Below are 25455 nucleotides of genomic sequence, written 5' to 3' on the forward strand. Positions count from 1 at the left end.
AGAGGGACCCTTCCGGTCCCCCTCGCATTATTTTTTTAACGCAGCCGCCGGACTGCAAAACCGTTCCGGCCGCCTTAATCCAGGAATGTAACCGCCTTGCACGGCGTCCGGTAGTTGGCCGGAGCCAGGCAGATTCCGGTGGTGGGCGTGCTGGCGTGGATTACCTGTCCTCCGCCTATGTAGATCGCCACATGGTTGATATAATCCCCGCTGGCATAGAACAGCAGGTCGCCGGGCTTCACCTCGCTGGTCGGGATCGTTCTTCCCTTGGCCGCCTGGTCTCTGGAGCTTCTTCCCGTGCTGATCCCGAAATGGGCGTACACGCTCATGACAAAGCCGGAGCAGTCCGCGCCGCTTGTGAGGCTGGTGCCGCCGTAGACATAGGGGTTGCCTAAGAACTGTCTGGCGTAAGCCACAATGGCCGTGCGCGTGGCCGAGGTCACCTCGCCGGAACTTCCTCCACCGCCCGGTCCCACGGCGATTGTGGTCTCCTTGGGTTTGGATGTGGTGGTTTCTTTGGCCGTGGTGGGCGCTGCCGCGCTCTCCCCTCCGCCCTGCTCGGGATTCACCGGGATGGTGCCGTCCGCCGTGTTGCCGTTGGACTTGGTGGTAGCCGCCGTGGTAGTCTCCTTTTTCGTCGTCTCCGCGGCGGTGGTCGTCTTCTTCCGCTCCGCTTCCTTGGCCTCCTCCAGCTTTCGGATGGCTTCCTCGGCCTCCTTCTTGCGTTTGGCCTCATCCTCAGCTTTGGCTTTCTCCTCCTCCACGGATACCGCTTTCTGGAACTCCACCGTAGTGTTCATATAATCCTTGAACACATACCCTTCCAGGTCCGAGTCCACCGCCACCTTGAGGAAATCCCCCTGCTCCTCCAGCACCACATAATGGGCGCCCTCGGCCAGCAGGGTCAGCGTCTGGCTGGTCAGATCCGGGCTCTTGCGCAGGCGCAGGGTGGGAGTGCCGACCACGGTGCCGTACTGGGTCCCCACCTGCTTGGCTTTGGTCTCTGCCTCCGCGCCGGTGACAAAATATTCTGCTTTAATGTATCCGGTCACGGAACCGGACTTGATCTTATACCACTTTCCGCCCTCGCCGTCCACCGTGTCCAGAATAGTGGCCGCGCTGTCGTTGTAGATCTTGCCGGTCACGCCGCTGGTGGTGTTGGCCTCGGTGCGGATATTCACATAACCGTTCACCTTGGACACCGCAACGTTGTCGTAGGGAGAGGACTTGGCCTTGGTGGTCTCCGGAGCCGCTGTAGTGGCGGCAGCCGTCTCGCCGGACTGCCCGCCCTGAGCTGCTTGTCCGCCCCCGCCTCCGCCGCCGGATGCCACGGAAGTGGCGGCAGCCGCGTCAAAAACAGACGCAAGGGCCTGCTCCGGCTCCTCGGTGCTGGCGTAGAAATTGTTGAGCGCCACGGAGATGCCCGCCAGTGAGGAACTGGTCTCCAGGTTCGTCGAAGCGCTGGCCGGCATCGCCCAGAAAACCGAGCAAACGCCCCCGGCGATGAGTATTTTCGCCACTTTCTTCATTGGAACGCGCTCCTCCTCCTAGTTGCCCATCAGATAGTGTTCCGCGCTGGTCACCGCATTGGCTCCATCCGCCGCCGCGGTCACGATCTGGCGCAGGGGTTTGGTGCGCACATCTCCCGCCGCGAAGATGCCCGGCACGGAAGTGGCACAGTCCTCGCCGGCCTTGATATAACCGTGATCCGTCTCCACCAGCCCGTTAAAGGCCTGGCTCTCCGGCGTGATGCCAACCGCGATAAACACGCCCTGAACTTCCAGGTTCTGGGACTCGCCGGTCTTGACATTGGTCACCTTCAGCTGTTCCACCCGTCCGTCGCCGATGATCTCGTCCGCCACGCTGTCCCACACCATCTCCACGTTTGGCAGGGAGAGCAGAGTCTCCTGCAGGCTCTTGGCAGCCCGCAGCTGGTCGCGGCGATGGATCACATACACCTTGGTACACATTCTGGCCAGGAAAATGGCGTCCTCCACGGCCACGTCGCCGCCGCCCACCACCGCGGTCACCTTGTTGCGGAAAAACGCTCCGTCACAGGTGGCGCAGTAGGAAACGCCCGCCCCTGCCAGCTCCTCCTCGCCGGGAACTCCCAGCTTCCGGTGATGAGCGCCGGTGGCGATGATCAGTGCTTTGGCCTCATAGGTCTCCTGCTCGCAGACCACCCGCTTGATCTCCCCGTCGTTCTCCACCCGGACCACCTCGTCCTCCGCAAACACCGCGCCCAGAGCGTCCGCGTGCTCCCGCAGCTTCATGCCCAGGTCGTATCCGCCCATGCCGGGAAGGCCGGGATAATTGTCCACCTCGTAGGTGGTCAGCACCTGTCCTCCACTCACCATAGCCTTCTCCACCACCAGGGTGTTCAGCCTCGCTCTCTGGGCGTAGATCGCCGCCGCAAGTCCCGCCGGTCCGGAACCGATAATAATCAAATCATATCTCGTCATAATCTCTCAGTCCTTTTCTGTTATTATTTCTGTCTGCGGTAGCAAAAATACCTTCCTGCAGCCATTTTATCGTTTTTATGCAACTACAAATTATTATAGCACAAGGTTTCCATTTGTTGTACCCGATTTTCTTACAATTCACAATCCACCAAACGCACTTTATCCGCCAATCACTTGAAATCGGTCCGGCGAATGTTTATAATAACTGCAAGGGATACAATATTTGGAAGAGCACCACTGAAAGGAGGCAGCATATGCCGCGCAAAACTGTTTTGGTAACAGGAGCTTCCAGGGGAATCGGCAAAGCCGTGGCGATCAAATTTGCCAAGAAGGGATACAACGTGGTGATCAGCTGCGTCCACCGGGCCGAGCAGCTGGAGCAGACCAGACGTGAAATCGAAAGCTTTCAGGCCCCCTGCCTGGCCTATCTGGGCGACATGGGGGATCTCAAAAGCTGTGAAACGTTATTTTCCCAGATCCGCAGCCGGTTCGGAGGCGTGGACGTGCTGGTGAACAACGCCGGAATCTCTTACATCGGACTTTTGCAGGACATGTCCTCCGAGGACTGGGAGCGGATGCTCCACGTCAACCTGACCTCGGTCTTTAACTGCTGTAAGCTGGCCATTCCCTACATGGTGCGCCAGAAACAGGGAAAAATCGTCAACGTGTCCTCGGTCTGGGGCGTGGTGGGCGCCTCCTGCGAGACCGCGTACTCCGCCACCAAGGGCGGAATCAACGCGCTGACCAAAGCCCTGGCAAAGGAGCTGGCCCCCTCCAATATCCAGGTGAACGCCGTGGCCTGCGGCGCCATCGACACGGAGATGAACCAGTGGATGGAGGAGGACGAGCTCATCTCCCTGGTGGAGGATATCCCGGCCGGGCGTCTGGGTTCGGCCGAGGAGGTGGCGGATCTGGTCTACCATCTTGGCTACAAAAACGCTTACCTGACCGGTCAGGTCATCGGCCTGGACGGGGGATGGATTTAGAGCGTGTCTGGAAATTGCTTTCCGTCAGATGTGCGTCCCACTTTGTGGGAGATTTGGCCCCGATGAGGGAGACGTAGCGGGCCTTGTCCTAAGGGGTACCAGGCAAAGCCTGGGGGATTCCTTATGGCAGATGGCGGGAATGAATTTTCAGACACGCTCCAGGGGAAATCCTTACAAATTCCTTACATGCATTGACCTTGGAGTAACTCCAGGGTGTAGAATATTCCCATATGAACCACTGATTTACACCCACCAATCCCCCATTTTTGATGGTTTTGCACTCTATTTCAGAAAACCCCCGGAGTTTCCTCCGGGGGATTTTTCTATCCGTATGATTTGTTCCAAAAGACGGGTCAACCGCCCAGCAGCATGCCGGCCACTCCGATGGCAAAGGGAATGAACACAGGCAGACACAGCAGCAGGCCCTGGGTCAGGAAGGTGCCTTTGTGTTCCCTGATACTTTTCTCTTCCCTCTGATAAAATTCGCGCTTTGTGTCGTCCAAATCAAAATTATACTCGTAATGATGTGTTCCGATGGTGATCCACGCAGTCAAAATCAGAGCGATTCCAAAAAATCTCAGCGTCCCTTCTTTTCCGAATTGCAGACAGACCGCGTAAAGCGACGGCCAGAAGAGATACCAGATCAGACGGAAACGCATCCCGCGGATGATCTTTTTGTCCGTCTCCCGCGCGGGCGGCTCCACCGGCACCTGCACCTCCCGCAGGCACTGCTCCAGGTATTTGCGGCATTCGCCGCAGTGCTCCATATGATCCCTCATATAATCTCTTGTCTCTTCACTCAGCAGGTCCTCCCCGTACATGGGTATAAGATCCCGCACAATCGCGCAATCGTTCCGTTCCATCTTCATTCCTCCTCCAAATGCTCCAGCATACGGTTCTTGCAGCGCATAAAGTTCACCCGGGCCCACACCTCGGTTCTGCCCTGCAGGATCGCGATCTCCCGGAAGGACAGCCCGCCGAAAATCCGCAGGCACATCAGGCTTCGTTGCGGTTCATCCAGGCCGTTTAAATAATCAAACGCCGCCCGGAGCTTTTCCCGTTCCCGGTAATCCCCGGCCAGGTCCGACGGAGCCGGTATGGACTCGTCTAAGGGAAGGGAGGGCGGATTCCGGCGCAGCCATCGGAAATATTCATTCCGGGCGATGGTGAAAATCCAGGTCTTCACGGAACCTTCCCCGCGAAACCCTGCGATCCCCCTGATCACCTGCAAAAAAGTAGACTGGAGAATATCCTCCGCCGCATGCCGGTCCCTGCACATGGAAAGCAGATAACCGTACACCGCCTGGGAATACTGGCGGTATAATACCTCAACCTCATCGCTTGCTGCCATCTGCGCCACCTCCTTCTGCCTATTAGATCCGCAAAATGAAGGAATGTTACACTTAAATGAAATTATTTTTTATCCGGGCTGTACGCCGGAGGGACCGCCGTAACGCACATAGCGGTCAGCGGAGACATTGACTGAAGTGATGCTCATGTCGTCCTCAACCGTTGCTGGGTAAAACCACACGCTCCCGTCCCCCAATCCGATCAGGCCGTCCTTGCAGAACAGATCTGTGGCCGGGGTTTCTTCCAGTTTTTTCCTGAAATCCGGTGTGAAAATCTCATCGTAGTATGCCAGAAATTCCTCCGCTCCCGCAACCTGGGCCTCACCCGCAGGCGTTTTGACCTGGCGCGGATATCGGATCATTCCCGCCACCGCCTCCCGGTTGTCCGCCTTTACGGCCTCCAGAAACGTGGAGACAAAGGCCGCGGCCTCCTCCTTGGACATGCCGCTCTGATTGAAAAATGCCTCCGCATCCGCTCCCTGGTCCGACGCCTCCGGATTCCCGCTCTCCGGAATCAGACTTTGGGCGCCATCCCCAGCGCCGCTCTCAACCGGGGCCTGCGTCCCGGGATCCGCGGACGGCGTTTCCCCGGCCTGGGAACCGCTCTCTGCCGCTGCGCCCTCACCCGCCGCGCTCTCTGCCGCTTCCGGCGCAGCCTCCCCGGAAGTTGCATCCGCCGTCTGCCCGGCGGTCTCAATCTCCGCGTAACGGCCGCAGGCCGACAACTGCGCGGCCGACATAACCGCGGCAAACAAAATTGCTGACATTCGACTCATTCTCACAATCATTTCCTCCCATCCACTTCCACCAGATCACGGTGCTGTTTGTTCTATTATACATTTTCTGGGAAAAAATAATATTACCAAACTCTTAATATAATCCATCCATTATTATTAATATTCTGCGGCCCGTTTTGAACGCGGACAGGGGGGATTTCGGCCGGCCCAGCGCGTCCGTGGTAAGGGTGTTCTGGACGTTACAGGAGGGGACAGTCACACCGGTCTGTCGGCCCGCAGGACCTGATCCCGGGTATGCGCGCCGCCGGATGCATCACAAAAAAACCTTCCGGGAAATCCCGGAAGGTTTTGAATGTGTCTGCGAATTGTAGATCCTGAACGCGATTAACGCTTGGAGAACTGCGGAGCGCGACGTGCAGCCTTTAAGCCGTACTTCTTTCTCTCTTTCATTCTCGGGTCTCTGGTCAGGTATCCGGCTTTCTTCAGGACCGGTCTGTACTCGGCATCCGCCTGAAGCAGAGCTCTGGAGATTCCGTGACGGATTGCACCCGCCTGTCCGGAAAAGCCGCCGCCGCGAACGTTTACCAGAACGTCGAACTTGTCGCTGGTCTCGGTCGCTACTAAGGGCTGACGAACGATTAACTTTAATGTCTCAAGTCCAAGGTACTCATCAATGGTTCTCTTGTTGATGGTGATGTTGCCGGTACCCGGTACTAAATATACTCTGGCGATGGATTTTTTTCTTCTGCCTGTTCCGTAAAATTTTGCGCTAGCCATGATATTTTCTTCCTCCATTCCTCATTAAAATGTTAAAACTTCGGGCTTCTGAGCTGCCTGCTGATGATCCGGGCCGGCGTATACATGAAGCTTGTCAAACATGCTTCTGCCCAGAGTCCCCTTGGGAAGCATACCTTTAACGGCTAACTCTACAACCTTCTCAGGCTTCTTAGCCATCATCTCACGCAGTGTGGTCTCTCTCATTCCGCCCACATACTCGGAGTGGTTGTAATAAATCTTCTGATCTAATTTCTTACCGGTCACTTTCACCTTGTCCGCGTTCACAATGATCACGTAATCGCCGCAATCCATGTGGGGAGTGAAAGTCGGTTTGTTCTTTCCTCTTAATACCTTAGCCACTTCTGAAGCTAAACGTCCTAATGTATATCCGGTCGCATCAACTACATACCATTTTCTCTCGATTGTCGCTGGACTAGCCATAAAACTCTTCATTGGTCAACCTCCTGTTAAATTCAACCTTATTCTACCTGACGCGCGCCTTCAGGCGCCCTCTGTATGCATGATAAATATGGGAAGTATTTATCAGTCAAATGCTTACTCCGGGGCAATGGCTAAGCATTCTTTGCTAATGTCACAGTTTTATATTATATTACATTCACCCGGGCGTGTCAACCACTTTCTCGCCTAAAAATGCTTAAAAATGCCTGTTTTTCACGTTTTTTCCGCCTGCTCCTGCATTTCGTCGGGATAAAACATCCGAATCAGCATAAGTCCCTTGGCCGGAGCCGTGGGGCCGGCCTTGCGCCTGTCCTCCGCCGCCAGAATCTCCGCCACCTCCTCCGGCCGGATCAGACCGGTTCCGGCCCACAGCAGTGTGCCTGCGATGATCCGCACCATATTGTAGAGAAATCCGCTCCCGGTGATCCGGATGGTGATCACATCCTCCTGATCCCGCTCCACGGTCAGGCTGTACACGGTCCGCACAGTGTCCGTGACCTGGGTTTTGGCGCTGCAAAAGCTTTTGAAATCGTGCTCGCCCACGATAAAGGACGCGGCCCGGCGCATTTTCTCCAAATCCAGATCGTAATAGCAGTGGTATGTGTACAGGCGCTTGTCCGGCACCTCGATCCTGCGGTTTAAGATTTTATACTCGTAAGTCTTGACGCACCGCTGCTTTCTGGGATGCCAGTCCGGGGCCACCTCCCCCGAGCTCTGCACCCGGATATCCTCAGGCAGCCGCTGGTTCACCGCCAGACAGATCTTATCCGCCGCCATGCGGTTCTCCGTGTCGAACACCGCCACATTTCCCCGCGCGTGCACCCCCGCGTCCGTGCGGCTGGCGCCGATCACGGCGATGGGTTCCCTCAAAAGCTCTGTCAGCGCCTTGTTCAGCACTTCCTCGATTGTCACCGCATTGGGCTGGTACTGCCAGCCGTGGTAATTGGTGCCGTCGTAGGCCACCACCAGGCGAATCCGTCTCATGTTTCCGATTCCTTCCATATGAAATGCCTTACAGGTACACCCGAATCCCCACCATCGCGGCAATGTACACTGCATACAAAAGATAGGCCGTCCGGTCCGCCGCCCGGTAATGCAGCGGTTTCATCTTGGTCCTGCCCTCTCCGCCGCGGTAGCAGCGCGCCTCCATGGCCATCGCCAGATCCGTAGCCCGACGGAACGCGGAGATAAACAGCGGCACCAGCAGCGGCACCATTGCCTTGGCCTTTCGGATCAGGTTTCCGGACTCAAAGTCCGCGCCCCTTGCCATCTGCGCCTTCATGATCTTGTCCGTCTCCTCCACCAGAATGGGGATAAAGCGCAGCGCGATGGACATCATCATGGACACCTCGTGCACCGGAACCCCCACTTTGTTTAAAAACCCAAGGCTTTTCTCCAGGCCGTCCGTCAGCTGGTTGGGCGTAGTGGTCAGCGTCATCACCGAGGAGCCGATCACCAGATAGATCAGGCGCAGCGCCATAAATCCGGCCAGCCGCACACCCTCGTGGGTGATCTTAAAAATCCAGAATTTTACAATTATAGTACCATCGGTCAAAAACAGGTTAAAGCTGACGCTGATGAGCAGCAGCACCAGCACTGCCCGCAGCCCCCGCACCATAAACTTAAACGGCACCCTGGTCGCCCGGATCACCAGGCCTAAAACCACCGTGGCCAGCAGGTACGCCCACAGGCTGTCCGCCATAAAAAGTGAGATAATGAATACCATTGTCCCGAACAGTTTGGTTCTGGGGTCCAGGCGGTGAACCGCAGAATCTACCGGATAATATTGTCCCAGCGTAATCTCTCTTAACATTTCCGCTCCTATTGTCTGTAAAGCCTGAGAATGGCCTCCCTGGCCTCTGCGACCGTGGTGATATCCTCATCGATGTCGATTCCGCGCTCCCGCAGATCGTGCACCAGGTACGTGATCTGAGGCGCAGCCAGCCCGATGGCCTCCAGTTCCCGGTAATGGCGGAACACCTCCTTGGGCGGCCCGTCAAATACCTTCTCGCCGTGATTCATCACCAGCAGCCGGTCGGCGTAGCGCGCCACGTCCTCCATGCTGTGGGAAACCAGAATAATCGTCATCCCCCGCTCCCGGTGCAGTTGGTCGATCTGATCCAGAATCTCATCCCGTCCCCTGGGGTCCAGCCCGGCCGTTGGCTCGTCAAGTATCAGCACCTCCGGCTCCATGGCCAGCACTCCGGCGATCGCCACCCGGCGTTTCTGTCCCCCGGACAGCTCAAAGGGCGACTGTGCGTAAAAGGACTCGTCAAGCCCCACCAGCTCCAGCGCCTTCTTCGCCCGCTCCCCGGCCTCCTCCGCGGAAAGCCCCTGATTCTTCGGGCCAAAGCACACGTCCGTCAGCACGTCCACCTCGAACAGCTGATGCTCGGGGTACTGGAACACCAGTCCCACCTTGCTGCGCAGCCCCTTCATATCATACCCTTCCGCGTAAATATCTTCCCCATTGTACAGAATCTGGCCGCTGGTCGCCCGCTCCAGCCCGTTTAAGTGCTGAATCAGCGTGGACTTCCCGGACCCGGTGTGGCCGATCAGCCCCACAAACTCCCCGTCCTGTATCTCAAAATTGACATGTTTCAGCGCCTTCTGCTCAAACGCGGTACCGGCGCCGTACACAAAATTCAAATCCACTGCTTTGATCGACATTTTACTCTCCCTGCTTCTTCAGAAGCGGAACCAACTGCTCCACCAGCTCCCTGCGGCCCAAAATCCCGTCGCCAAGTGGCATGCCCGCCTCCTTCAGCTCCCAGGCCAGCTCCGTGGCCTGCGGAACGTCCAGTCCGTGGCTCTTTAACTCCTTCACCCGCGAAAAAATCTCCCTGGGCTTGCCGTCCATCACGATCCTCCCATCGTCCATCACGATGATCCGGTCCGCGTGCACCGCTTCTTCCATATAATGGGTAATCAACAGCACCGTAATCTTCTCCACCCGGTTCAATTCCCTCAGGGTACGGATCACTTCCTTACGCCCATTGGGGTCCAGCATAGCCGTCGGCTCGTCCAATATAATACACTGAGGCCGCATCGCCATCACCCCGGCGATCGCCACCCGCTGCTTCTGCCCGCCGGACAATTTATTCGGGGACTGCAGCCGGTAAGCCGTCATCCCCACGGCCTCCAAACTCTCATCCACCCTGCGCCAGATTTCCTCCGTAGGAATCCCCATATTCTCCGGGCCGAATCCCACGTCCTCCTCCACCACATTGCCGATAATCTGGTTATCCGGGTTCTGGAACACCATACCCGCGGCCTTACGCACATCCCAGATATGCTCCTCGTCCCTGGTATCCATCCCCGAAACCCAGACCGTACCCTCAGAAGGCATCAAAATCCCATTAATATGCTTCGCAAACGTAGACTTCCCGGAGCCATTATGCCCCAAAACAGCCACAAAGTCCCCCTTCTTAATATCCACGTCCACATCATCAATGGCCCGCTTCACTTCCTCTACGTTCTCTTCCTCATCCCTTCGGATATATTCAAAAATCAGCTTCGAAGCCTTTACGATTCCCATACGGTCCCGTCCTTATCTGCATACTGCATTTCGTTTTTAAATTGTAGTTGATATCCCCCCATAAGTCAAGACAACCCCACGCATAAAATAAGAGACAATCCCATTTTCCCGCTCTTTCAACCAAAAAAAGCCCGGCACCCCCGCACCGCAGCCCCCAAATAAATTTAAATTTTTTCCATCTTTCCCCGCCCGGTCCCCCGCGGGTGAGAGAAAGCGGGCAGGGGTGCACAGGCGACTGTGTAGCGATTCGCAGGGAGTTAGGCGGAAGGGGGGCGGAAAGTGCAGGTTGTTCCGGAGCGTTCAACGCCCGGAACAAAGCGGAGGCGGAGGGGCAGGCATCAGGCCTGCGCCGTAGCTCGGAGCGGTCCTGCGCTTTCCGTCCCCCTTCCGCCTTACTCCCTGCCATCGCGGAGCCCCGGAGCCAGTGCGCCCCTGCCCGCTTTCTCTCACGAACGGTTGCACCCCCCTATCTCCCCTTCACAAACTTCGTCGGCGACTTCAAAGTATACTTCTTAAACACCGCACAAAAATGCTTATAATCCGTAAACCCGCACGCCTCCGAAATCTCACTGATCCGGTACTTCTGCGCATTGAGCATCACAATCGCCTGCTGCACCCGGTATTTATTCAGAAAATCCAGAAACGTCTGCCCCGTAACCTCCTTGAACTTCCGGCTCAGATAGCTGGCGCTGACCCCCATCTCCTCGGAAATCGACTCAATGCTCAGCTTTTCCCCAAAACGCTCCCGGATCTGTCCGATGGCCCTGGAAACATACTGGTTCTCCGATAAATCCAGCTGCATAAAATACTCCAGGTTCATATTTCCCCCGTCCAGCTCGGCCTGTTCCATCACCTTCTCCACCTGGCGGCTGCTGGCGATCTCCTCCCCCAGCTTCCTCATAATCTCCGCCAGCTGGTCCTCATCCACCGGTTTCAGCAGATATTCGCACACTCTGGCGTCAATGGCCCGCCTGGCGTACTCAAAATCCGCATAGCTGGTCAGCAAAATACTTTTAAAATGCACCGTCTCCGCCGCCCGCTTAATCATCTCGATCCCGTCCAGAAACGGCATGCAGATATCCGCGATCACCACGTCGGGCCTGCACTCCAGAATCTTCTCCAGGCCCTCCTGCCCGTTGGCCGCCTCCGCGACCACCACACAGTCCATGGACAGCCAGTCCGTCGTGTAAACCAAACCTTTGCGGATAATATCTTCATCCTCTGCAATCAACACTCTCAGCATTCCTTTTCCTCCGTATTGGCCGGAAGCGTCACGATCAGCGTGGTGCCGTGGCCTTCCGTGCTGCGGATCTCCACGCCGTACGGCCTGCCGTACAAAATTTCGATCCGGCGGTGTATGTTATAAAGTCCCGAATGCCTGCTGCGGTTCTCCTTCTGCCCCAGCAGGGCCGTCAGCTCGCTCAGTGTCTGGGGCGTCATTCCGACGCCGTCGTCCCGGCAGATCATGGTCAGTCTGCCCTCGTGAATATAAACCTTCAGCTCCACACTCAGCGTTTCCTGGTTGCCAAAGCCGTATTTCACGGAATTTTCGATCATGGGCTGAAGGACCAGCTTGGGAATCCGGCATGCAAGCGCCTGGGGCTCCACGTCAATTTCATAGGAAAAACGCCGGTTAAACCGGTATTTCAAAATCGTCAGGTAATTCTCCAGGTGATCCAGATCCTCCCGTAGGGTCACCTCCTCACGGCTCCCGTCCAGGCTGTAGCGCAGCAGGCTGGAAAGACTGAATACCATTTTGGCCGCGATCTCCGGCTCGATGCGGCACATATAACGGATGTTTTCCAGCGTGTTATACAGGAAATGGGGATTAAACTGGCTCTCCAGCTGTTTGATCTGGGAGGCCGCCACCAGCTCCGTCATCTTCCGGTTATTTTCCATCTGCAGCTTTAAGCTGGTAATCATCTCATTGTAAGCATCCGCAATGGTCTTGAATTCGTTGTCGCTGTCAATGTGGATCCGCTCCAAATCTCCGTCCCTGGCGCTCTCCATCACGTCCAGAATCCGGTAGAAGTCCCTTGTCTTGCGCTCCGTCACCCGCTTGGTGCTGAAGGACACCCAGATGGTCATCAGCGCCAGCGCCGTGATAATGAGCGCGCCGCCCATGCCTAAGGAGACCACGATATTCTGGATATCGGACACCGAGTAGACGCGGAACATGCCGTGATACACCTCCTGGCAGCCCGCCAGATACAAGTTTTTATTGTAGTGCAGATATCGCCCGGCTCCCTCCAGCGCTTCGATCACCTGGTTGCTTTTATCCGTAAAATTGTAGGTATTGCTCAGAAAAATGCGCCCGAACCGGTCCGCGATCAGAATCTGTGTGTCCGCCTGGTCCAGGGCCGGCTGAAACCGGCTGCTGTTGATCGCGAACACCAGATACCCCACCGTCTCGTCCCCGTTCAGAATAGTCCGCCCCAGGGCAATATCCCGGTCCTGCTTCTTCCACCCGTCCATCAGGCGGACCGCAGTAGCGCCCGGCCGCGTTTCCATGGATGCAAAAATGCCCCAGTCCACGCCGGGATCCACTTTGAGATACTCCGGCAGCGCAGAGCGGCTGGACATGACCGGATTCCGGTCCGCATCCAGCACGAACAGGTCCGCCTCGTATCCAAGTTCATTGGAAACACTGTAAAAGTCCCGGAAAATGTACACCTGGCGGTCGGTGTTCATTTCCCCGGAAAACAACTCCGGCTGCGCCGCCAGCTCTTCCAGCTCATTTCCGTAGACCGTCAGCACCCGGTTTAGTTCCCCGGCCACATATTGGTTGTGCCGTTCATTTCCGCTCATCTTTCCCTGCATGAGGGCGGCAAGAAATACAAGGCCGCAGACCAGGGTGAACAGCACGGAGGGGATAATGGCGTACCCGATGAAAAGCTTGCGCAGCTCGTCCCGAAAATACCGCTCTTTTTTCATTCCGCCGCCCCCTTCCCGCCTTCCGTCAGGGTGGCCCGGAATATGTCGTCAAAGCGGCTCAGCCATTTCTGCTTATTTTCGTTGACCACCGCCGGATCGTCATAAATGATGTGGAGGGAGTCCTTGTCCGGCAGATAGTCCGGCTCCTCCACGTCCGTGCGCACGGAACGGCGGTCCAGGGTGGTGGCGATCATGGTCTGGGCGTCCCGGCCGGTCACAAAGTCCACAAAGGCTCTGGCCTCAGCCACATGCTCCGCTCCCACCGCGATGCACACCACGTCGGGTTTGGAAATGACGCCTTCCTCCATGTAAACCAGCTTCACCGCGCTGTTTTCGCCCGCCACATAGTGGGCCGCGCCCTCCTCAAAGGTCAGACCCACGGTGTAACGGCCTTCCGCAACGCCTTTGTAGACCGCGGAAGAGCTCTCCAGCAGGTTTCCGTCCAGGTTTTCACAGAAGGCCCGCACGTAGTCCCAGCCCATTTCCGGGGCGCCGTTTCCCATGGCGTACAGCATGTTGATCAGATGCTCGTAGGACGAGGAGGAAACGGACGGGTTGGCCATGGCGATCCGGCCTTTTAACTCCGGCTGCAGCAGATCGCCGTAACCTTTTATGGAAATGCCGCCGATCAGGTTGGTGTTCACCATCAACACGCTGGGAACGTCCGTGAACCGCGTCATGTTCCCCTCCACGTTGCAGAACTCCGGCCGCACTACGCTCTCATTTTCACTGATATAGGGGGCAAACAGCTCACGGCGCTCTATGGTGGTGGACAGGGAACCGCCCCAGAAGATGTCGCAGCGCGGCTGCTTCTGCTCCGCCACCATCTCCAAAAGCTCGCCGGTTCCGCCGGTCTGCACCTGCACGCTTATGCCGGTGCGCTCCTCGAACTCGGAGACCACCGGATTTATAAAATCCAACGGATGAGGGCAGTAAATGACCAGCGCCTCATCCGTTTTTAAGTCCGCCGGGCGCCCTAAGTTTCTGCCCGCACAGCCGGTGAGGGCCAGCAGGAGAAATAGGAGGGCGGCGGTGATGTGATTGTGTTTGTTTTTCATAGTTTTGGGGTCCTGTTTTTTAGGGGGATTGGTTGAAAAAAAGGGGGGGATCCCTTTGCGGGCCTGCATGATGGGGCTACTGCTTACGTCCCTTCACGCATCTTCGCGTCTCGCTAGCCCGCAGTGCAGCTCGATTCCGCTTCGCTCCATCTCGCTCACGGGCTTCGCCCTATGTGAATGGCCATATGCAGCTCCACTTACGTGCCAGCACGACGTGGCTACTGCTCACGCCCCTTCACGCACCTTCGCGTCTCGCTACTCCGCAGTGCAGCTCGATTCCGCTTCGCTCCATCTCGCTCACGGGCTTCGCCCTATGTGAATGGCCATATGCAGCTCCACTTACGTGCCAGCACGACGTGGCTCTGCATATGTCCCTTCACGCACTGCTCATTGCCTACCTGGATTATACCACAAACCCTAAGCTCATAAAAGACCTTGCCAAGTGTTTCGGCATGTATTCTCACTGGACTCGAAAATACCTTGTCAAGTGTTCAAATGATACTATCTCCCTACAATATGTAAACTCCCTTGGGGTCGAAATCGAGGTACGCTTTTTCTCCAACCTCATAAATCCGCCGGTTTACCGGATTGTAATCCGTGATCTGTATCTCGATATCTCCCACCATCATCTGATAATACTGATACGCCCCCATAAATGTTGACAGCGTTACGGTTCCTTCCAGCAGTCCTTTCTCCGACAGGCTGACTCCCTCGGGGCGGAGGACCAGGGTGGCGGTTTCGCCGGCTTTGGCGTGGGCGAAGTTGTTGACTTCGAATTCGCCGCCTGCTACTGAAATCATGGCCTTCTCGCCGTCTGCGGACCGTACCTGGGCTTCCAGGAAGTTGGCCTCGCCGATGAAGTCCGCCACGAACTTGGACGTCGGGTGATAGTAAATCTCCCGCGGCGTGCCGATCTGCTCTACCTTACCCTTGCTCATGATAATGATCTTGTCGGAAATACTCATGGCCTCGGACTGGTCATGGGTGACATAAATCGCCGTAATACCCACCTTCTGCTGGATCTTGCGGATCTCCGTCCGCATGGTCACGCGCAGCTTGGCGTCCAGGTTGCTCAGCGGCTCGTCGAACAGCAGCACGCTGGGCTCGATCACCAGCGCCCGGGCCAGGGCCACGCGCTGCTGCTGGCCGCCGGAGAGCTGGTTGGTCATGCGGGATTCCATGCCCTCCATCTCCACCAGCTTCAGAATATTCATCACCCGCTCCTGAATCTCCTCCTTGGGCAGCTTGCGGATCTTCAGGCCATACGCCACATTGTCGAACACATTGTAGTGCGGCAGAAGGGCGTAGCTCTGGAATACCATAGCCGTGTCGCGCTTGTTGGGCGTCAGGGCGTTGATCGCTTCGTCCCCCAGATAGATGTCGCCCTCATCCGGGCTCTCGAAACCGGCGATCATACGCAGCGTGGTCGTCTTGCCACAGCCGGAGGGGCCGAGCAGGGTGACAAATGTTCCCGGCTCAATATCCAGCGTGGTGTCCTGCACCGCGTAGAAATCCTTGCCGGTCTTGGGATCCTTGTAAATCTTCGATATATGCTCCAGACGAACGCCTTTTTTCTGCTTATCCATTTAATTCTCCTCCTTGATCTTTCTGCTGACGCCGAAGAATTTCATCAGCGTATTCATAATCAATACAGCACCGTAAGTGATAATAATCAATACCGTAGCGTACGCGCAGGCCACGCCGTAGTTCCCTTTCTCCGCCTGCTCATTGATCTGACAGGTAATCAGCAGGAAATCCGGGGTTACCAGCAGGATGATGGCGGAAATAGCGGTGATGCTGCGCACAAACGCGGTTACCAGGCCGCTGAAGAAGGAGTCTTTGATCAGCGGCAGCGTCACCGTCATGAACACCTTGGCTGAGTTGGCGCCCATGTCGTAGGCTGACTCTTCAATGGACTTGTCGATCTGGCGAAGGGCGGAAATGCCGCTTCGGGTGCCCGTGGGAAGGCTTCGCACAATAAACACGATGATCAGGATCAGCCCCGTGCCGTACAGACCGCTCATGATGCCGGTGCGGAACAGGCCGTTGGCATAACCGCGGATATATCCGATACCCAGAACCGTTCCGGGCACCGCCATGGCCAGCATGGAAACGAACTCGATAAAACCTTTGGCCTTGAATTTCTTCTTGACAACCAGGTAGGAAATCACCATGGAGAGGAACGCCGTCAGCGGAGCAGCGATCAGGGACAGCATAAAGGAATCCTTAAACGCCTTCAGCCCGCTGGTCTTAAACATATACTGGAACCATTTCAGGCTCAGGCTGTAATCCCGCCCCCACAGAGTAAACAGAGCGCCGAAAGGCACCATGATGTACATCAGCAGCACAAAGGCAGCCACGCAGCCGCAGAAGATGGTCAGAGGCACGGTCACGCTCTTGTCTTCGATCAGCATACGCATCCTGGAAGCCTTGCCCGTCAGGGTGGCCGCCGTCTTTTTCTCCAGATAATACTTCTGGATCAGGAACAGCACCACGGTCAACAGCAGCAGAACCACGGACATGGCCGCCGCGCCGGTGGAGTCGTAGGCCCCGGTCACCTGCAGGTAAATGGTGGTCGCCAGAGTGTCATAGGAACCTCCGATCAGCATGGGGTTGGCGAAATCCGCCACCGACTCGATAAAGGTTACCAGGAACGCATTTCCCAGGCCGGGCAGCAGCAGGGGAAAGGTCACGCTGGTGAATACTCTCCAGCGGGAAGCGCCCATGTCCCGGGTGGCTTCCTCCAGGGACGGGTCGATATTTTTCAGCAGGCCCTTCAACATCAGATAGCAGACCGGGAAAAAGGTCAGGGTCTGTACGATGGCGATGCCCTTCAGGCCGTAAACATTTGAATCGTAGATTCCCAGCAGGGAACGGGTGATAATGCCGCTGCGCCCGAACAGCATGATCATGGACAGGGACAGCACAAAGGGCGGGGACACCACCGGCAGCATGGACACCAGGCTGAACAGCTTTTCCAGCACCTTGGTGCGCAGCTTCACGTAAACCTCCACATAGGCGAACAACAGGCCGATGGCCGTGGAGGTCAGGCCCGTGATAAAACCCAGCACCAGGGTATTTTTAAATGCGCTTCTGAACCGTTCCAGGCTGAGCACCCGCTTGAATACGTCCATAGTCACGGTGCCTTCCGAATAAAAGCTGTCTACCAGCAGCATCAGAAGGGGATACAGGATAAATAATGCCAGGAACACCAGCAGCACGACGATCATGCTGACCAAAAATGGGTCCGCAAAGAATTTCTTGCGCTCTAGCTCAGCGCTTTGACTTCTGGCCACAAAAAGGCCCCCCTTTCTATCTTCAACAATGTTTACAGTGCATGAATCATTTGCAGTCCAGCCGGAGATCAGACCGCCCGTCCGCCGGGCAGCGCCCCCTGCGGAGCGTTTTTATTGGCAGGAAAATGGGCTCTCCTGGCAATAAAAACGCTGCGAAATGTGTATTTTCGGCATTTCGCAGCGCTCTCCCACGAGTTGTTACGATCCTAACATGTGCCGCAGCCGGCACCGTTTTCAATTACTCGGTTTTGAAACGGCTGGAATCTGCGTTGTCCTTGGAGCTTCCCAGTGCTGCGAAGAAGTCCTCCACATATTTTCCACTGTTCTCTTTTGCATCCTCGAAATCGTAGTCGATGGTGTTGTTCATATCCAGACCGAACTTGGTAGCCTCTTCCGGCTGAGTCGCATTCTTAAGTACCAGGAACTGGTAGGAGCCGTTCTCCTTGGCATGATCCACACAGTCGGGAGAAAGAGCGTACTCAATCCACAATTTTGCCGCGTTGGGATGTGTACAACCCTTGAAGATTGCGGTTGCGCCAACCTCGAAGGAAGTTCCATCCTCGGGAACGATCAGCTGGATGTTGTCATAGCCCTGCAGAATCTGGTAAATGCCGTCATGCAGGAAGCCGATACCGATCACACACTCGCCCGGGCCTACCATCTTGGAGGGGCCGGAACCGGATTTGGTGTACTGGGAAATGTTCTTGTCCAGCGCCTTAAAGTATTCCATCGCCTCGTCATGGCCCTTCATCTGAACCATGGTGTTGATCAGCAGCTTGGCAGTGCCTGCGGTGTTGGGGTTGGACAGCATGATCAGGCCCTTGTACTCTTCCTTGGTCAGATCATCCCAGGTCTTGGGAGCTTCCAGGCCCAGGCGCTCCAGCTCCTCGGTGTTAACCATGAAGCCCAGGATACCTTTGTAGATGCCATACCAGCAGTTGGTGGGGTCCTTGTACTGATCGCCGATCAGGTTCACTGCGTTGATCGCCTCATAGGGCTCCAGCAGGCCGTCTGCGGTCGCCTCATTGTAGGGGTCCGTGGTGCCGCCGAACCAAACGTCAGCGGACGGTTTTCCAGCTTCCTCGGAGATCTTGGTGTAAACCTCGGAGGTGGACAGTCTCTGGAACTTGGTCTTGATTCCGTAGAGCTTCTCAAAATTCTGACAGGCTGCGGACAGATACTCCTCCTCGCAGGAGCCGTAAACAGTGAGCTCTCCCTCGGCCTTTGCCGCCTCAATCAGCGCATCCATGCCGCCGGCCGCCTCAGTAGCCTCTGCAGATTCCGCCTTGGACTCCGCCGCTTCGGTATCCTTTGCAGCCTCGGTCGCTGCAGTAGTCTCAGGAGCCGCAGTGGTTGCAGGAGCCTCGGTCTTGCCTCCGCCGCACGCGGTAAGGCTCAAAGCCATGGTACACGCCAACAAAAGTGACAGTTTTTTCTTCATAATAAAAATCCCTCCTTTTCTCTGATGATCCAATCATATCAGAAAATGAGGAGGGAAAAAACCGGCATTTAAGTAATAATGTCGCGATTTCTGAACTTGTGGTATATTTTTTTAGTTATTTTAGACATCATGACCGCCTCATTTACGCTTTGGCACAAACTCTATTCTCAATACCATGCCCATGCCGTCTGCAAGCCGCTTCAGCAAATTCAGAGATGGATTCCTGGTCCCGTTCTCCAGCTTGCTGATATCCGCCTGATCAATCCCAGTCCGCGCAGCTAATTCCTTTTGTGTGAGGTTTTGAGAAATTCTGGCCTCAACCAATGCTCTGATGACATCCAGCTCCGGTTGGATTTTGTCGTATTCTTCTCTGAACTCCGGGTTCTTCAGCTGCTCGGCCATAAATTCATTTAATGTTTTCATAGTCAGCCTGTCCTTTCCAGATAATCTTTCCTTCGTCTCTTTGCCAGCCTGATTTCACGGGCCGGTGTCCGCTGTGTCTTCTTGACAAAGCCATTCGTCAATATTATCTTTTTGTCATAATAAAAAAAATACAGTACCCTTGTCAGATCAGTTCCAACCTTACATCTTATCTCAAATATCCCATCCCCTAAATACTTGCTATAGGGTTCTCTCAATTTATTTCCCTTTTCCTGTAAAATCTGTAACAACCCTAAAAGTTTTGCACGCATTTTAAAATCCAACCCCGCCAGAAACTCCTCAACAGGTTTATGATTCCACTCATCCTCATAAAATTCTACCGTAAAATGGGTCATTTCCGCCCTTCTCTACTCCTATCTATTATATGGCATATATCCCATAATGTCAAATCTTCAAATTCCCCAGTCAATCGTTTCATACCCCCTCATAGGCATCACTCCCTTTTCGGTCTCTTTGTGGAAAAATCGGCTGATTCAGCCTGAACTTGTAGTAACTACAAGTGTTTATACAGCAGGAACCGCTGTATCGACAGAATTAATATTTGTTTTCTAGTATAGAATATATCATTTTATCCCCAAAAAGAAAAGGCGTAAAGGAATTTTCTTTACACCTTTGCAAATATACATTTTTAATCTAACTACTGCACCCACGCCCCACTCCCGTCCACCACATACCCATCCGGCGTTGTGGTCCCGGCCGCCATGGCGCCGTCCTCATACATGTAATACCAGGTTCCGTCAATCTCATTCCACCCGGTAACCGCGTAGCCTCCGGCGTTAAAATAATACCACTTTCCCAGAATCCGCTCCCAGCAGCCCGCCGGATTGGTTCCGTCCGCCCTGGTAAAACGGCGGCCCTGCTGGTAATCGCCCCAGGTGCCGTCTGTGATTCCCGGATTGTTGGAGGCGGATCCCAGGGAACTGACCGGACCTCCGTCCTTCAGATAATCCCGCTGATCCCCGTTTCGGGCGATGGCCGTCACCTCAAAGTAGTAATTCACCCGGTCCTTGGTCATGAACTGCGAAAAATCATAGGATGTGGCGTTCTCCACTGTCTGAGTCACCACAGAGCCCTGGTCGTCGTAGAGAACCACACGGTAGGTATTGGCATACTTGACGCCGTTCCAGCGCGCCAGCGTGGGATTTGCGCTGTCCCAGCCGGCCCAGGTGGTGTCGCCCAGCTGGGCTGCCACCTGATAGCTGAACTTTACCTTGTAGATATTGTCGCCCTCGTATTTACTGCCCTTGTAGCGCTCCACGGAGGTGAGCTCTACCTCATTGTCCTCGCCGTCCGCCATGACCATGCCAGTCCGGTTCTTGCCGATGGATTCCGCGGACGAACTGTCCAGGTCCACGTAAATGGTTCCCGTCACCGTCTTTCCCGGCGTCCAGCTTAATAACCCCTTGGACCAGGACGGACCATCGATAATCTCGTAGTCGTCGCTGTAAACGTCCGGGGCCAGCGGATGGACCTTCTCGTCGTCGTTGTCGTCCGCGCTGACGTTCTGCGTGTCATAATTGTTGGACACGTAAATCTGATACTCTTTCTCTGCCGCGTGGGATGTCATCGCTGTGCCCGCCGCCAGCAGCACCGCCACCGTCATCACAGCCATCGCCTGTCTCTTTTTCATTGAAACTCCTTCCGCCGTTCTCCGGCTTATGATTTTCTATATGAAAAATGCACCCACACAGCTCCCTCTCACAACTTCCTCCGGCCCGGGCCGTCCCCTCATCAGTGACGCCACACTCCGTTTGCATCCAACACAAATCCGTTCACCGTGGTGTTCACCAGCTTGTGGCCCTCGCCCGGCTGGAAATAGTAGAAGTCCTCTCCCACCTTGTACCAGCCCTCCACCATGGCTCCGCTCTCGTTCATAAAATAGGTCTTGCCGTTGATCGTAAGCCAGCAGCTCTTGACCATGGCGCCCTCCGGGCCGCCCTGGTTGGGATTGCAGTAATACCAGAGGTTGCCGGACTTCACCCAGCCGGTCTTCATATCGCCGCTCTCACCCAGATAATACCAGTTGCCGCCGTTCTGCTGCCAGCCGCTGAGCATCTTTCCGACGCTGTCGAACAGATACCACTTATCGTTCCATTTCATCCAACCGTTCTTAGCCAAGGTGCCGTCCGGATATTTAAAATACCATTTGTCGTTATCCTTGCGCCAGCCCACATCCGTGGTGCCGCCGGTGGAGGTCACACCGTCGTCCCGGCTCTGGCCGGTACCATCGGAAACGTGGTCCTCGTCGATATAAAGGTCGTCTGACTCCGTCCAGTCGCTCTTCTTGCCGTAGCTGCCGTCACTGTGAGGAACAGTGCGGACTTTAAAGGTATAGTCTCCTTCCTTGGTCATATAGGGATAGAAGTTATAGCTGGTGCCCTTGTAGTCCTCCACCTTTTTCACAGTCGAGGAGCCGCGGTACAGATACACGTCATAGTAACCGGAACTGCTGTCCCCGGCATCCCAGGTGGCCCGCCCACGGGAGCTTCCCCACTCGGCGTTCTCCGGCGGGTCATAGGTGCCCTTGATGGGGTTGACCCGGATCGTAACCTTCAAATCCCCGCCGCTCTTGCTGGAGCTCACGTAACTTCCGCCGCTGACGCTCACATTGCTGGAGCTGTAGCTGCTGCGGAACTTATACTCGTTATTGTTGTCGTCGTCGTCAATCTCCAGCCACACATACATCTTGGGCTCATCGCCGATGGAGATATCTTTGTCATTGGCCCACTCCGCTCCTACCACGTGATAGCGGCTGGCTGTTGTATATACGTAAGTACCGCTGTCCTGTTTCTCAAGCGCGATATCGTCATTGTCACCCACCGAATCCCCCGCTTCCAGTTCAGCATGTACCTTCAGCGAAATACTGGTGACATACTTGGTCGCAGCCAGGGCCTCCATGGGCATCGCAGACACCAGCAGTCCCGCTGCCATCAGCGCGCCGAGCATCCGTTTCCATTTCATCATACTGATAACCTCCTTAAAAGGGGCAACCCCCATTGCACATATTTGATCTATTATCTGTAATCATTATAGCCCGAGGCCACTGTCCACGTCAACTTACGATATTCTTTCGGTAAATTCATAATATTTGCGAAGTTCTGACAAAACAATCGCCCGCGGACTTTGCCAGCTGTCCATGACACAAAAAACCGCAGGCACGTCTATCGTACCTGCGGTTCAATAATATCTGATTAAACTAACTCGATCAGAACTTCCATCGCTGCGTCGCCCTTACGCTGGCCGATCTTAACGATTCTGGTGTAGCCACCGTTGCGCTCTGCGTACTTGGGAGCGATCTCGTCGAACAGCTTTGCAACCAGATCAACGCTCTTGGTGTTTTTCTTCTTGCCGGCGTTGGAGGTCGGAACCTCGGTTACGCCGTAGAGCACCTTTAACATCTGTCTTCTGGCATGCAGTCTGGAAGGCATATCCTTCTTGATTTCCTTCTCGACCTCGTCGTAAACGGTTACTTTCTTGCCGTCCACAACTTCTTTCACTCTCTTGCCGTCTTTGTCCTTGCGGGCAACCTTAGCGGTCACCTTAACGGTCTCGTAGTTATCTTTCTCTCTGACAGCCATCGCTACCAGGCCCTCCGCTACTTTGCGGATTTCCTTTGCTCTGGTCTCAGTGGTTCTGATCTTGCCGTGGTACAGCAGAGCTGTAACCTGGCTTCTGATCATAGCCTTTCTCTGGTCGGAAGTTCTTCCTAATTTTCTATATCCTGCCATTTCATTTTCCTCCGTCACTGCGGAACACCCCGGCCATGCTTCTTATGGACTTACTGGCCGGGGCGCTGATTCCCCGCATACTATTTTGGCTTCACGGAAACCATGCTTCTTTGGACTTACTGGTCCCGCGTTAAATGTATCGTTAGTCGTTGTCGCTGGGATTAAGCTGTAAGCCTAATTCCTTAAGCTTGGCCAACACTTCCTCAAGGGACTTGCGGCCCAGGTTACGAACCTTCATCATATCCTCGGAAGTGCGGTTGCACAGCTCTTCCACGGTGTTGATTCCAGCCCGCTTCAAACAGTTGTAAGAACGGACGGACAACTCCAGCTCGTCGATATTCATCTCAAGCACTTTTTCCTTCTCGTTGTCTTCCTTCTCCACCATGATCTCTGCTGTCTTGGCGTTCTCGGAGAGGTCGATAAACAGGTTTAAGTGCTCGCTGAGTACCTTCGCGGCCAGGCTGACTGCCTCGTCAGGTGCAAGAGTGCCATTGGTGTAAATCTCCAATGTCAGCTTGTCGTAGTCCGTCTGCTGGCCGACACGGGTGTTCGCCACCGCCATATTCACACGCTCCACCGGAGTGTAGATGGAATCGACTGCGATCACCCCGATGGGTAAATCGTCGTTCTTATTCTTATCTGCGCTGACATAGCCGCGGCCCTTGGTGATCGTAAGCTCCATGTAGAACTTGCTGTCCGTGCCGCCGCTCAAGGTCGCGATGATCTGATCGGGATTCATAATCTCGATGTCCGCGTCCGCCTGAATGTCGGCCGCAGTAATCACGCCCTCGCCTTCGAACTCAATGTATGCAACCTTGGGCTCGTCGGTATCGCTGTTGTTCTTGATCGCTAAGCTTTTGATGTTCATAATGATCTCAGTTACATCTTCCTTGACACCGGCGATAGAACTGAACTCATGCAAAACGCCATCGATTTTTACCTGACTCACTGCTGCACCCGGCAGGGAAGAAAGCATAATTCTTCTCAGGGAGTTGCCCAGTGTAGTGCCGTAACCTCTCTCAAGTGGTTCAACTACGAACTTGCCATATCTCTTGTCTTCTGAAATCTCCGCGATTTCAATGTTGGGTTTTTCAAAATCGAACACTAATAGCCCCTCCTTTTGGGTTTCTATCAAATCTCGAGGGATGGATGCATTCTAACACAGAGATTACTTAGAATACAACTCTACGATGAGCATTTCGTTTACGGGAACATCAATCTCGTCCCTGGTGGGCATCTCTTTAACAGTGCCGCGCAGGTTCTCCTGATCAACATCCAGCCAGGCCGGAACCATACGTCCGCCGGTTACTTCCAGGATATCTTTGTATCTCTGAGCGGATTTGTACTTCTCTTTGATCTCGATTACGTCGCCGGTCTTAACGCGGTAAGACGGAATGTTCACAGGCTTGCCGTTTACCAGCACATGCTTGTGGTCAACGATCTGACGGGTCTCCTTGCGGGTGCGGCCAAGGCCCATACGGAACAGGACGTTGTCCAGTCTGCACTCTAACAGGATCATCAGGTTGGTACCAACCATGCCGTTCATCTTGGAAGCCTTCGCATAGTAGTTACGGAAGGGTTTCTCCAGTACGCCGTAAATGAACTTCGCTTTCTGTTTCTCGCGCAGCTGCAGGCCGTACTCACTCATCTTCTTATTGGTTCTCTTGGTTTCTCTGTTGGACTTTTTATCAATTCCCAGAAAGATCGGATCCAGTCCCAGGGATCTGCATCTTTTAAGAACAGGAACTCTATCTACTGCCACTTTAATTACCTCCTAATCAGACTCTTCTACGTTTGGGCGGACGGCATCCGTTGTGGGGAACCGGAGTTACGTCCTTGATGCTTGTTACTTCCAATCCACATGCCTGCAGAGCACGGATTGCGGCCTCACGTCCTGAACCAGGACCCTTAACCATAACATCTACTGTTTTTAAGCCATGTACAAGAGCTGCCTTTGTCGCAGTTTCTGCCGCCATCTGAGCAGCATAAGGAGTAGATTTTCTTGAACCTCTAAATCCCAGACCACCAGCACTTGCCCAAGATAATGCGTTACCCTGTGCATCTGTCAACGTCACGATCGTATTGTTAAAAGATGACTGGATATGTGCCTGTCCGCGTTCAACGTTTTTCTTTACACGCTTTTTTGTCACTTTTTTAGCTGTAGTGGACACTTTTTTAGCCATTTTAAACTAACCTACTTTCTCATTTTCTCGAATTCGCTCTTCCTGTTTTTAAAACATACAAATCGA

At 54.8% G+C, this 25455-nt stretch carries 28 protein-coding genes; 2 read left to right on the forward strand and 26 right to left on the reverse strand.

Annotation, left to right across the window (positions count from 1 at the left end; all coding sequences use genetic code 11):
• Positions 1 to 74 precede the first annotated feature (74 nt).
• Both ACK2JC_RS08895 and trxB read right to left on the reverse strand, forming a co-directional pair.
• Entirely contained in the window at positions 75 to 1529 is a 1455-nt protein-coding gene (locus tag ACK2JC_RS08895; RefSeq protein WP_092366200.1) for an SH3 domain-containing C40 family peptidase, read from the reverse strand.
• An 18-nt stretch (positions 1530 to 1547) separates the two neighbouring features.
• Positions 1548 to 2462, reverse strand: coding sequence for a thioredoxin-disulfide reductase (gene trxB, locus ACK2JC_RS08900; RefSeq protein WP_330391445.1), 915 nt, complete (start codon positions 2460 to 2462; stop codon positions 1548 to 1550).
• A gap of 254 nt (positions 2463 to 2716) precedes the next feature.
• On the opposite strand from trxB, the gene ymfI reads away from it, so the two are divergent.
• Complete coding sequence (gene ymfI / locus ACK2JC_RS08905; protein ID WP_118755940.1) at positions 2717 to 3448, forward strand: elongation factor P 5-aminopentanone reductase; 732 nt, start codon at positions 2717 to 2719, stop codon at positions 3446 to 3448.
• Here ymfI and ACK2JC_RS08910 read toward each other — a convergent pair.
• Entirely contained in the window at positions 3420 to 3512 is a 93-nt protein-coding gene (locus tag ACK2JC_RS08910) for a DUF6783 domain-containing protein (protein WP_320938049.1), read from the reverse strand. The two genes, ymfI and ACK2JC_RS08910, sit on opposite strands and share 29 nt — an antisense overlap.
• On the opposite strand from ACK2JC_RS08910, the gene ACK2JC_RS08915 reads away from it, so the two are divergent.
• Positions 3477 to 3848, forward strand: coding sequence for a DUF6783 domain-containing protein (locus ACK2JC_RS08915; RefSeq protein WP_368271146.1), 372 nt, complete (start codon positions 3477 to 3479; stop codon positions 3846 to 3848). The two genes, ACK2JC_RS08910 and ACK2JC_RS08915, sit on opposite strands and share 36 nt — an antisense overlap.
• On the opposite strand, the gene ACK2JC_RS08920 is transcribed toward ACK2JC_RS08915, so the two are convergent.
• From ACK2JC_RS08920 to rpsK, 23 genes are all read right to left on the reverse strand, one after another.
• Positions 3802 to 4311: a zf-HC2 domain-containing protein gene (locus ACK2JC_RS08920; protein WP_320938040.1), complete on the reverse strand. Its 510-nt coding sequence runs from the start codon at positions 4309 to 4311 to the stop codon at positions 3802 to 3804. The two genes, ACK2JC_RS08915 and ACK2JC_RS08920, sit on opposite strands and share 47 nt — an antisense overlap.
• 2 nt (positions 4312 to 4313) lie before the next feature.
• Entirely contained in the window at positions 4314 to 4799 is a 486-nt protein-coding gene (locus ACK2JC_RS08925; RefSeq protein WP_092366188.1) for an RNA polymerase sigma factor, read from the reverse strand.
• 69 nt (positions 4800 to 4868) lie between these two features.
• Positions 4869 to 5579, reverse strand: a complete 711-nt coding sequence (locus ACK2JC_RS08930) for a hypothetical protein (protein ID WP_320938041.1) — start codon at positions 5577 to 5579, stop codon at positions 4869 to 4871.
• A gap of 339 nt (positions 5580 to 5918) precedes the next feature.
• Entirely contained in the window at positions 5919 to 6311 is a 393-nt protein-coding gene (gene rpsI / locus ACK2JC_RS08935) for a 30S ribosomal protein S9 (protein WP_024738025.1), read from the reverse strand.
• Positions 6312 to 6335: 24 nt separating this feature from the next.
• Positions 6336 to 6764, reverse strand: coding sequence for a 50S ribosomal protein L13 (gene rplM, locus ACK2JC_RS08940; protein WP_092366181.1), 429 nt, complete (start codon positions 6762 to 6764; stop codon positions 6336 to 6338).
• A 219-nt stretch (positions 6765 to 6983) separates the two neighbouring features.
• A complete protein-coding gene (gene truA, locus ACK2JC_RS08945) occupies positions 6984 to 7754 on the reverse strand; it encodes a tRNA pseudouridine(38-40) synthase TruA (RefSeq protein WP_320938042.1) in 771 nt (256 codons plus the stop codon).
• Positions 7755 to 7782: 28 nt separating this feature from the next.
• Positions 7783 to 8583 (reverse strand): energy-coupling factor transporter transmembrane component T family protein, encoded by an 801-nt coding sequence (locus ACK2JC_RS08950; RefSeq protein ID WP_118755937.1) that lies wholly within the window; start codon positions 8581 to 8583, stop codon positions 7783 to 7785.
• Positions 8584 to 8591: 8 nt separating this feature from the next.
• The gene (locus ACK2JC_RS08955; RefSeq protein WP_092366174.1) at positions 8592 to 9440 is read right to left on the reverse strand and encodes an energy-coupling factor transporter ATPase; all 849 of its coding nucleotides are present in this window, start codon (positions 9438 to 9440) and stop codon (positions 8592 to 8594) included.
• 1 nt (position 9441) lies between these two features.
• The gene (locus ACK2JC_RS08960) at positions 9442 to 10308 is read right to left on the reverse strand and encodes an energy-coupling factor transporter ATPase (protein WP_320938043.1); all 867 of its coding nucleotides are present in this window, start codon (positions 10306 to 10308) and stop codon (positions 9442 to 9444) included.
• Positions 10309 to 10774: 466 nt separating this feature from the next.
• On the reverse strand, positions 10775 to 11551 hold the full coding sequence (locus ACK2JC_RS08965) for a response regulator (protein ID WP_118755935.1): 777 nt from the start codon (positions 11549 to 11551) through the stop codon (positions 10775 to 10777).
• A complete protein-coding gene (locus tag ACK2JC_RS08970) occupies positions 11545 to 13242 on the reverse strand; it encodes a sensor histidine kinase (protein ID WP_320938044.1) in 1698 nt (565 codons plus the stop codon). Before ACK2JC_RS08970 ends, ACK2JC_RS08965 begins: the two co-directional genes overlap by 7 nt.
• Complete coding sequence (locus tag ACK2JC_RS08975) at positions 13239 to 14300, reverse strand: extracellular solute-binding protein (protein WP_320938045.1); 1062 nt, start codon at positions 14298 to 14300, stop codon at positions 13239 to 13241. Before ACK2JC_RS08975 ends, ACK2JC_RS08970 begins: the two co-directional genes overlap by 4 nt.
• 509 nt (positions 14301 to 14809) lie before the next feature.
• A complete protein-coding gene (locus ACK2JC_RS08980) occupies positions 14810 to 15886 on the reverse strand; it encodes an ABC transporter ATP-binding protein (RefSeq protein WP_092366160.1) in 1077 nt (358 codons plus the stop codon).
• Positions 15887 to 17596, reverse strand: a complete 1710-nt coding sequence (locus ACK2JC_RS08985) for an iron ABC transporter permease (RefSeq protein WP_320938046.1) — start codon at positions 17594 to 17596, stop codon at positions 15887 to 15889.
• Positions 17597 to 17834: 238 nt separating this feature from the next.
• Entirely contained in the window at positions 17835 to 19037 is a 1203-nt protein-coding gene (locus tag ACK2JC_RS08990; RefSeq protein WP_092366157.1) for an ABC transporter substrate-binding protein, read from the reverse strand.
• A 138-nt stretch (positions 19038 to 19175) separates the two neighbouring features.
• Positions 19176 to 19460, reverse strand: a complete 285-nt coding sequence (locus ACK2JC_RS08995; protein ID WP_227170404.1) for a helix-turn-helix domain-containing protein — start codon at positions 19458 to 19460, stop codon at positions 19176 to 19178.
• 2 nt (positions 19461 to 19462) lie between these two features.
• Positions 19463 to 19813, reverse strand: a complete 351-nt coding sequence (locus ACK2JC_RS09000) for a type II toxin-antitoxin system RelE/ParE family toxin (protein WP_320938047.1) — start codon at positions 19811 to 19813, stop codon at positions 19463 to 19465.
• Between the two features lie 302 nt (positions 19814 to 20115).
• Positions 20116 to 21108 carry a hypothetical protein gene (locus ACK2JC_RS09005; RefSeq protein ID WP_331681287.1) on the reverse strand — a complete coding sequence of 331 codons (993 nt, stop codon included), beginning with the start codon at positions 21106 to 21108 and terminating at the stop codon, positions 20116 to 20118.
• Positions 21109 to 21209: 101 nt separating this feature from the next.
• On the reverse strand, positions 21210 to 22442 hold the full coding sequence (locus ACK2JC_RS09010; RefSeq protein WP_092366146.1) for an N-acetylmuramoyl-L-alanine amidase family protein: 1233 nt from the start codon (positions 22440 to 22442) through the stop codon (positions 21210 to 21212).
• Positions 22443 to 22669: 227 nt separating this feature from the next.
• Complete coding sequence (locus tag ACK2JC_RS09015; RefSeq protein ID WP_092366143.1) at positions 22670 to 23206, reverse strand: bL17 family ribosomal protein; 537 nt, start codon at positions 23204 to 23206, stop codon at positions 22670 to 22672.
• A gap of 142 nt (positions 23207 to 23348) precedes the next feature.
• Positions 23349 to 24311: a DNA-directed RNA polymerase subunit alpha gene (locus tag ACK2JC_RS09020; RefSeq protein ID WP_024737998.1), complete on the reverse strand. Its 963-nt coding sequence runs from the start codon at positions 24309 to 24311 to the stop codon at positions 23349 to 23351.
• Positions 24312 to 24374: 63 nt separating this feature from the next.
• A complete protein-coding gene (gene rpsD / locus ACK2JC_RS09025; RefSeq protein WP_092366139.1) occupies positions 24375 to 24968 on the reverse strand; it encodes a 30S ribosomal protein S4 in 594 nt (197 codons plus the stop codon).
• Between the two features lie 16 nt (positions 24969 to 24984).
• Positions 24985 to 25389, reverse strand: a complete 405-nt coding sequence (gene rpsK / locus ACK2JC_RS09030; protein WP_024737996.1) for a 30S ribosomal protein S11 — start codon at positions 25387 to 25389, stop codon at positions 24985 to 24987.
• Between the last annotated feature and the right edge of the window lie 66 nt (positions 25390 to 25455).

The organism is Enterocloster lavalensis (assembly GCF_046603895.1).
GTDB classification, from domain to species: Bacteria; Bacillota; Clostridia; order Lachnospirales; family Lachnospiraceae; genus Enterocloster; species Enterocloster lavalensis.

Coding starts and splice junctions, on each gene's coding strand:
- ACK2JC_RS08895 (WP_092366200.1), bottom strand. CDS start 1,529: ATGAAGAAAGTGGCGAAAATACTCATCGCCGGGGGCGTTTGCTCGGTT.
- trxB (WP_330391445.1), bottom strand. CDS start 2,462: ATGACGAGATATGATTTGATTATTATCGGTTCCGGACCGGCGGGACTT.
- ymfI (WP_118755940.1), top strand. CDS start 2,717: ATGCCGCGCAAAACTGTTTTGGTAACAGGAGCTTCCAGGGGAATCGGC.
- ACK2JC_RS08915 (WP_368271146.1), top strand. CDS start 3,477: ATGTGCGTCCCACTTTGTGGGAGATTTGGCCCCGATGAGGGAGACGTA.
- ACK2JC_RS08920 (WP_320938040.1), bottom strand. CDS start 4,311: ATGGAACGGAACGATTGCGCGATTGTGCGGGATCTTATACCCATGTAC.
- ACK2JC_RS08925 (WP_092366188.1), bottom strand. CDS start 4,799: ATGGCAGCAAGCGATGAGGTTGAGGTATTATACCGCCAGTATTCCCAG.
- rpsI (WP_024738025.1), bottom strand. CDS start 6,311: ATGGCTAGCGCAAAATTTTACGGAACAGGCAGAAGAAAAAAATCCATC.
- rplM (WP_092366181.1), bottom strand. CDS start 6,764: ATGAAGAGTTTTATGGCTAGTCCAGCGACAATCGAGAGAAAATGGTAT.
- truA (WP_320938042.1), bottom strand. CDS start 7,754: ATGAGACGGATTCGCCTGGTGGTGGCCTACGACGGCACCAATTACCAC.
- ACK2JC_RS08950 (WP_118755937.1), bottom strand. CDS start 8,583: ATGTTAAGAGAGATTACGCTGGGACAATATTATCCGGTAGATTCTGCG.
- ACK2JC_RS08955 (WP_092366174.1), bottom strand. CDS start 9,440: ATGTCGATCAAAGCAGTGGATTTGAATTTTGTGTACGGCGCCGGTACC.
- ACK2JC_RS08960 (WP_320938043.1), bottom strand. CDS start 10,308: ATGGGAATCGTAAAGGCTTCGAAGCTGATTTTTGAATATATCCGAAGG.
- ACK2JC_RS08965 (WP_118755935.1), bottom strand. CDS start 11,551: ATGCTGAGAGTGTTGATTGCAGAGGATGAAGATATTATCCGCAAAGGT.
- ACK2JC_RS08970 (WP_320938044.1), bottom strand. CDS start 13,242: ATGAAAAAAGAGCGGTATTTTCGGGACGAGCTGCGCAAGCTTTTCATC.
- ACK2JC_RS08975 (WP_320938045.1), bottom strand. CDS start 14,300: ATGAAAAACAAACACAATCACATCACCGCCGCCCTCCTATTTCTCCTG.
- ACK2JC_RS08980 (WP_092366160.1), bottom strand. CDS start 15,886: ATGGATAAGCAGAAAAAAGGCGTTCGTCTGGAGCATATATCGAAGATT.
- ACK2JC_RS08990 (WP_092366157.1), bottom strand. CDS start 19,037: ATGAAGAAAAAACTGTCACTTTTGTTGGCGTGTACCATGGCTTTGAGC.
- ACK2JC_RS08995 (WP_227170404.1), bottom strand. CDS start 19,460: ATGAAAACATTAAATGAATTTATGGCCGAGCAGCTGAAGAACCCGGAG.
- ACK2JC_RS09000 (WP_320938047.1), bottom strand. CDS start 19,813: ATGACCCATTTTACGGTAGAATTTTATGAGGATGAGTGGAATCATAAA.
- ACK2JC_RS09005 (WP_331681287.1), bottom strand. CDS start 21,108: ATGAAAAAGAGACAGGCGATGGCTGTGATGACGGTGGCGGTGCTGCTG.
- ACK2JC_RS09010 (WP_092366146.1), bottom strand. CDS start 22,442: ATGATGAAATGGAAACGGATGCTCGGCGCGCTGATGGCAGCGGGACTG.
- ACK2JC_RS09015 (WP_092366143.1), bottom strand. CDS start 23,206: ATGGCAGGATATAGAAAATTAGGAAGAACTTCCGACCAGAGAAAGGCT.
- rpsK (WP_024737996.1), bottom strand. CDS start 25,389: ATGGCTAAAAAAGTGTCCACTACAGCTAAAAAAGTGACAAAAAAGCGT.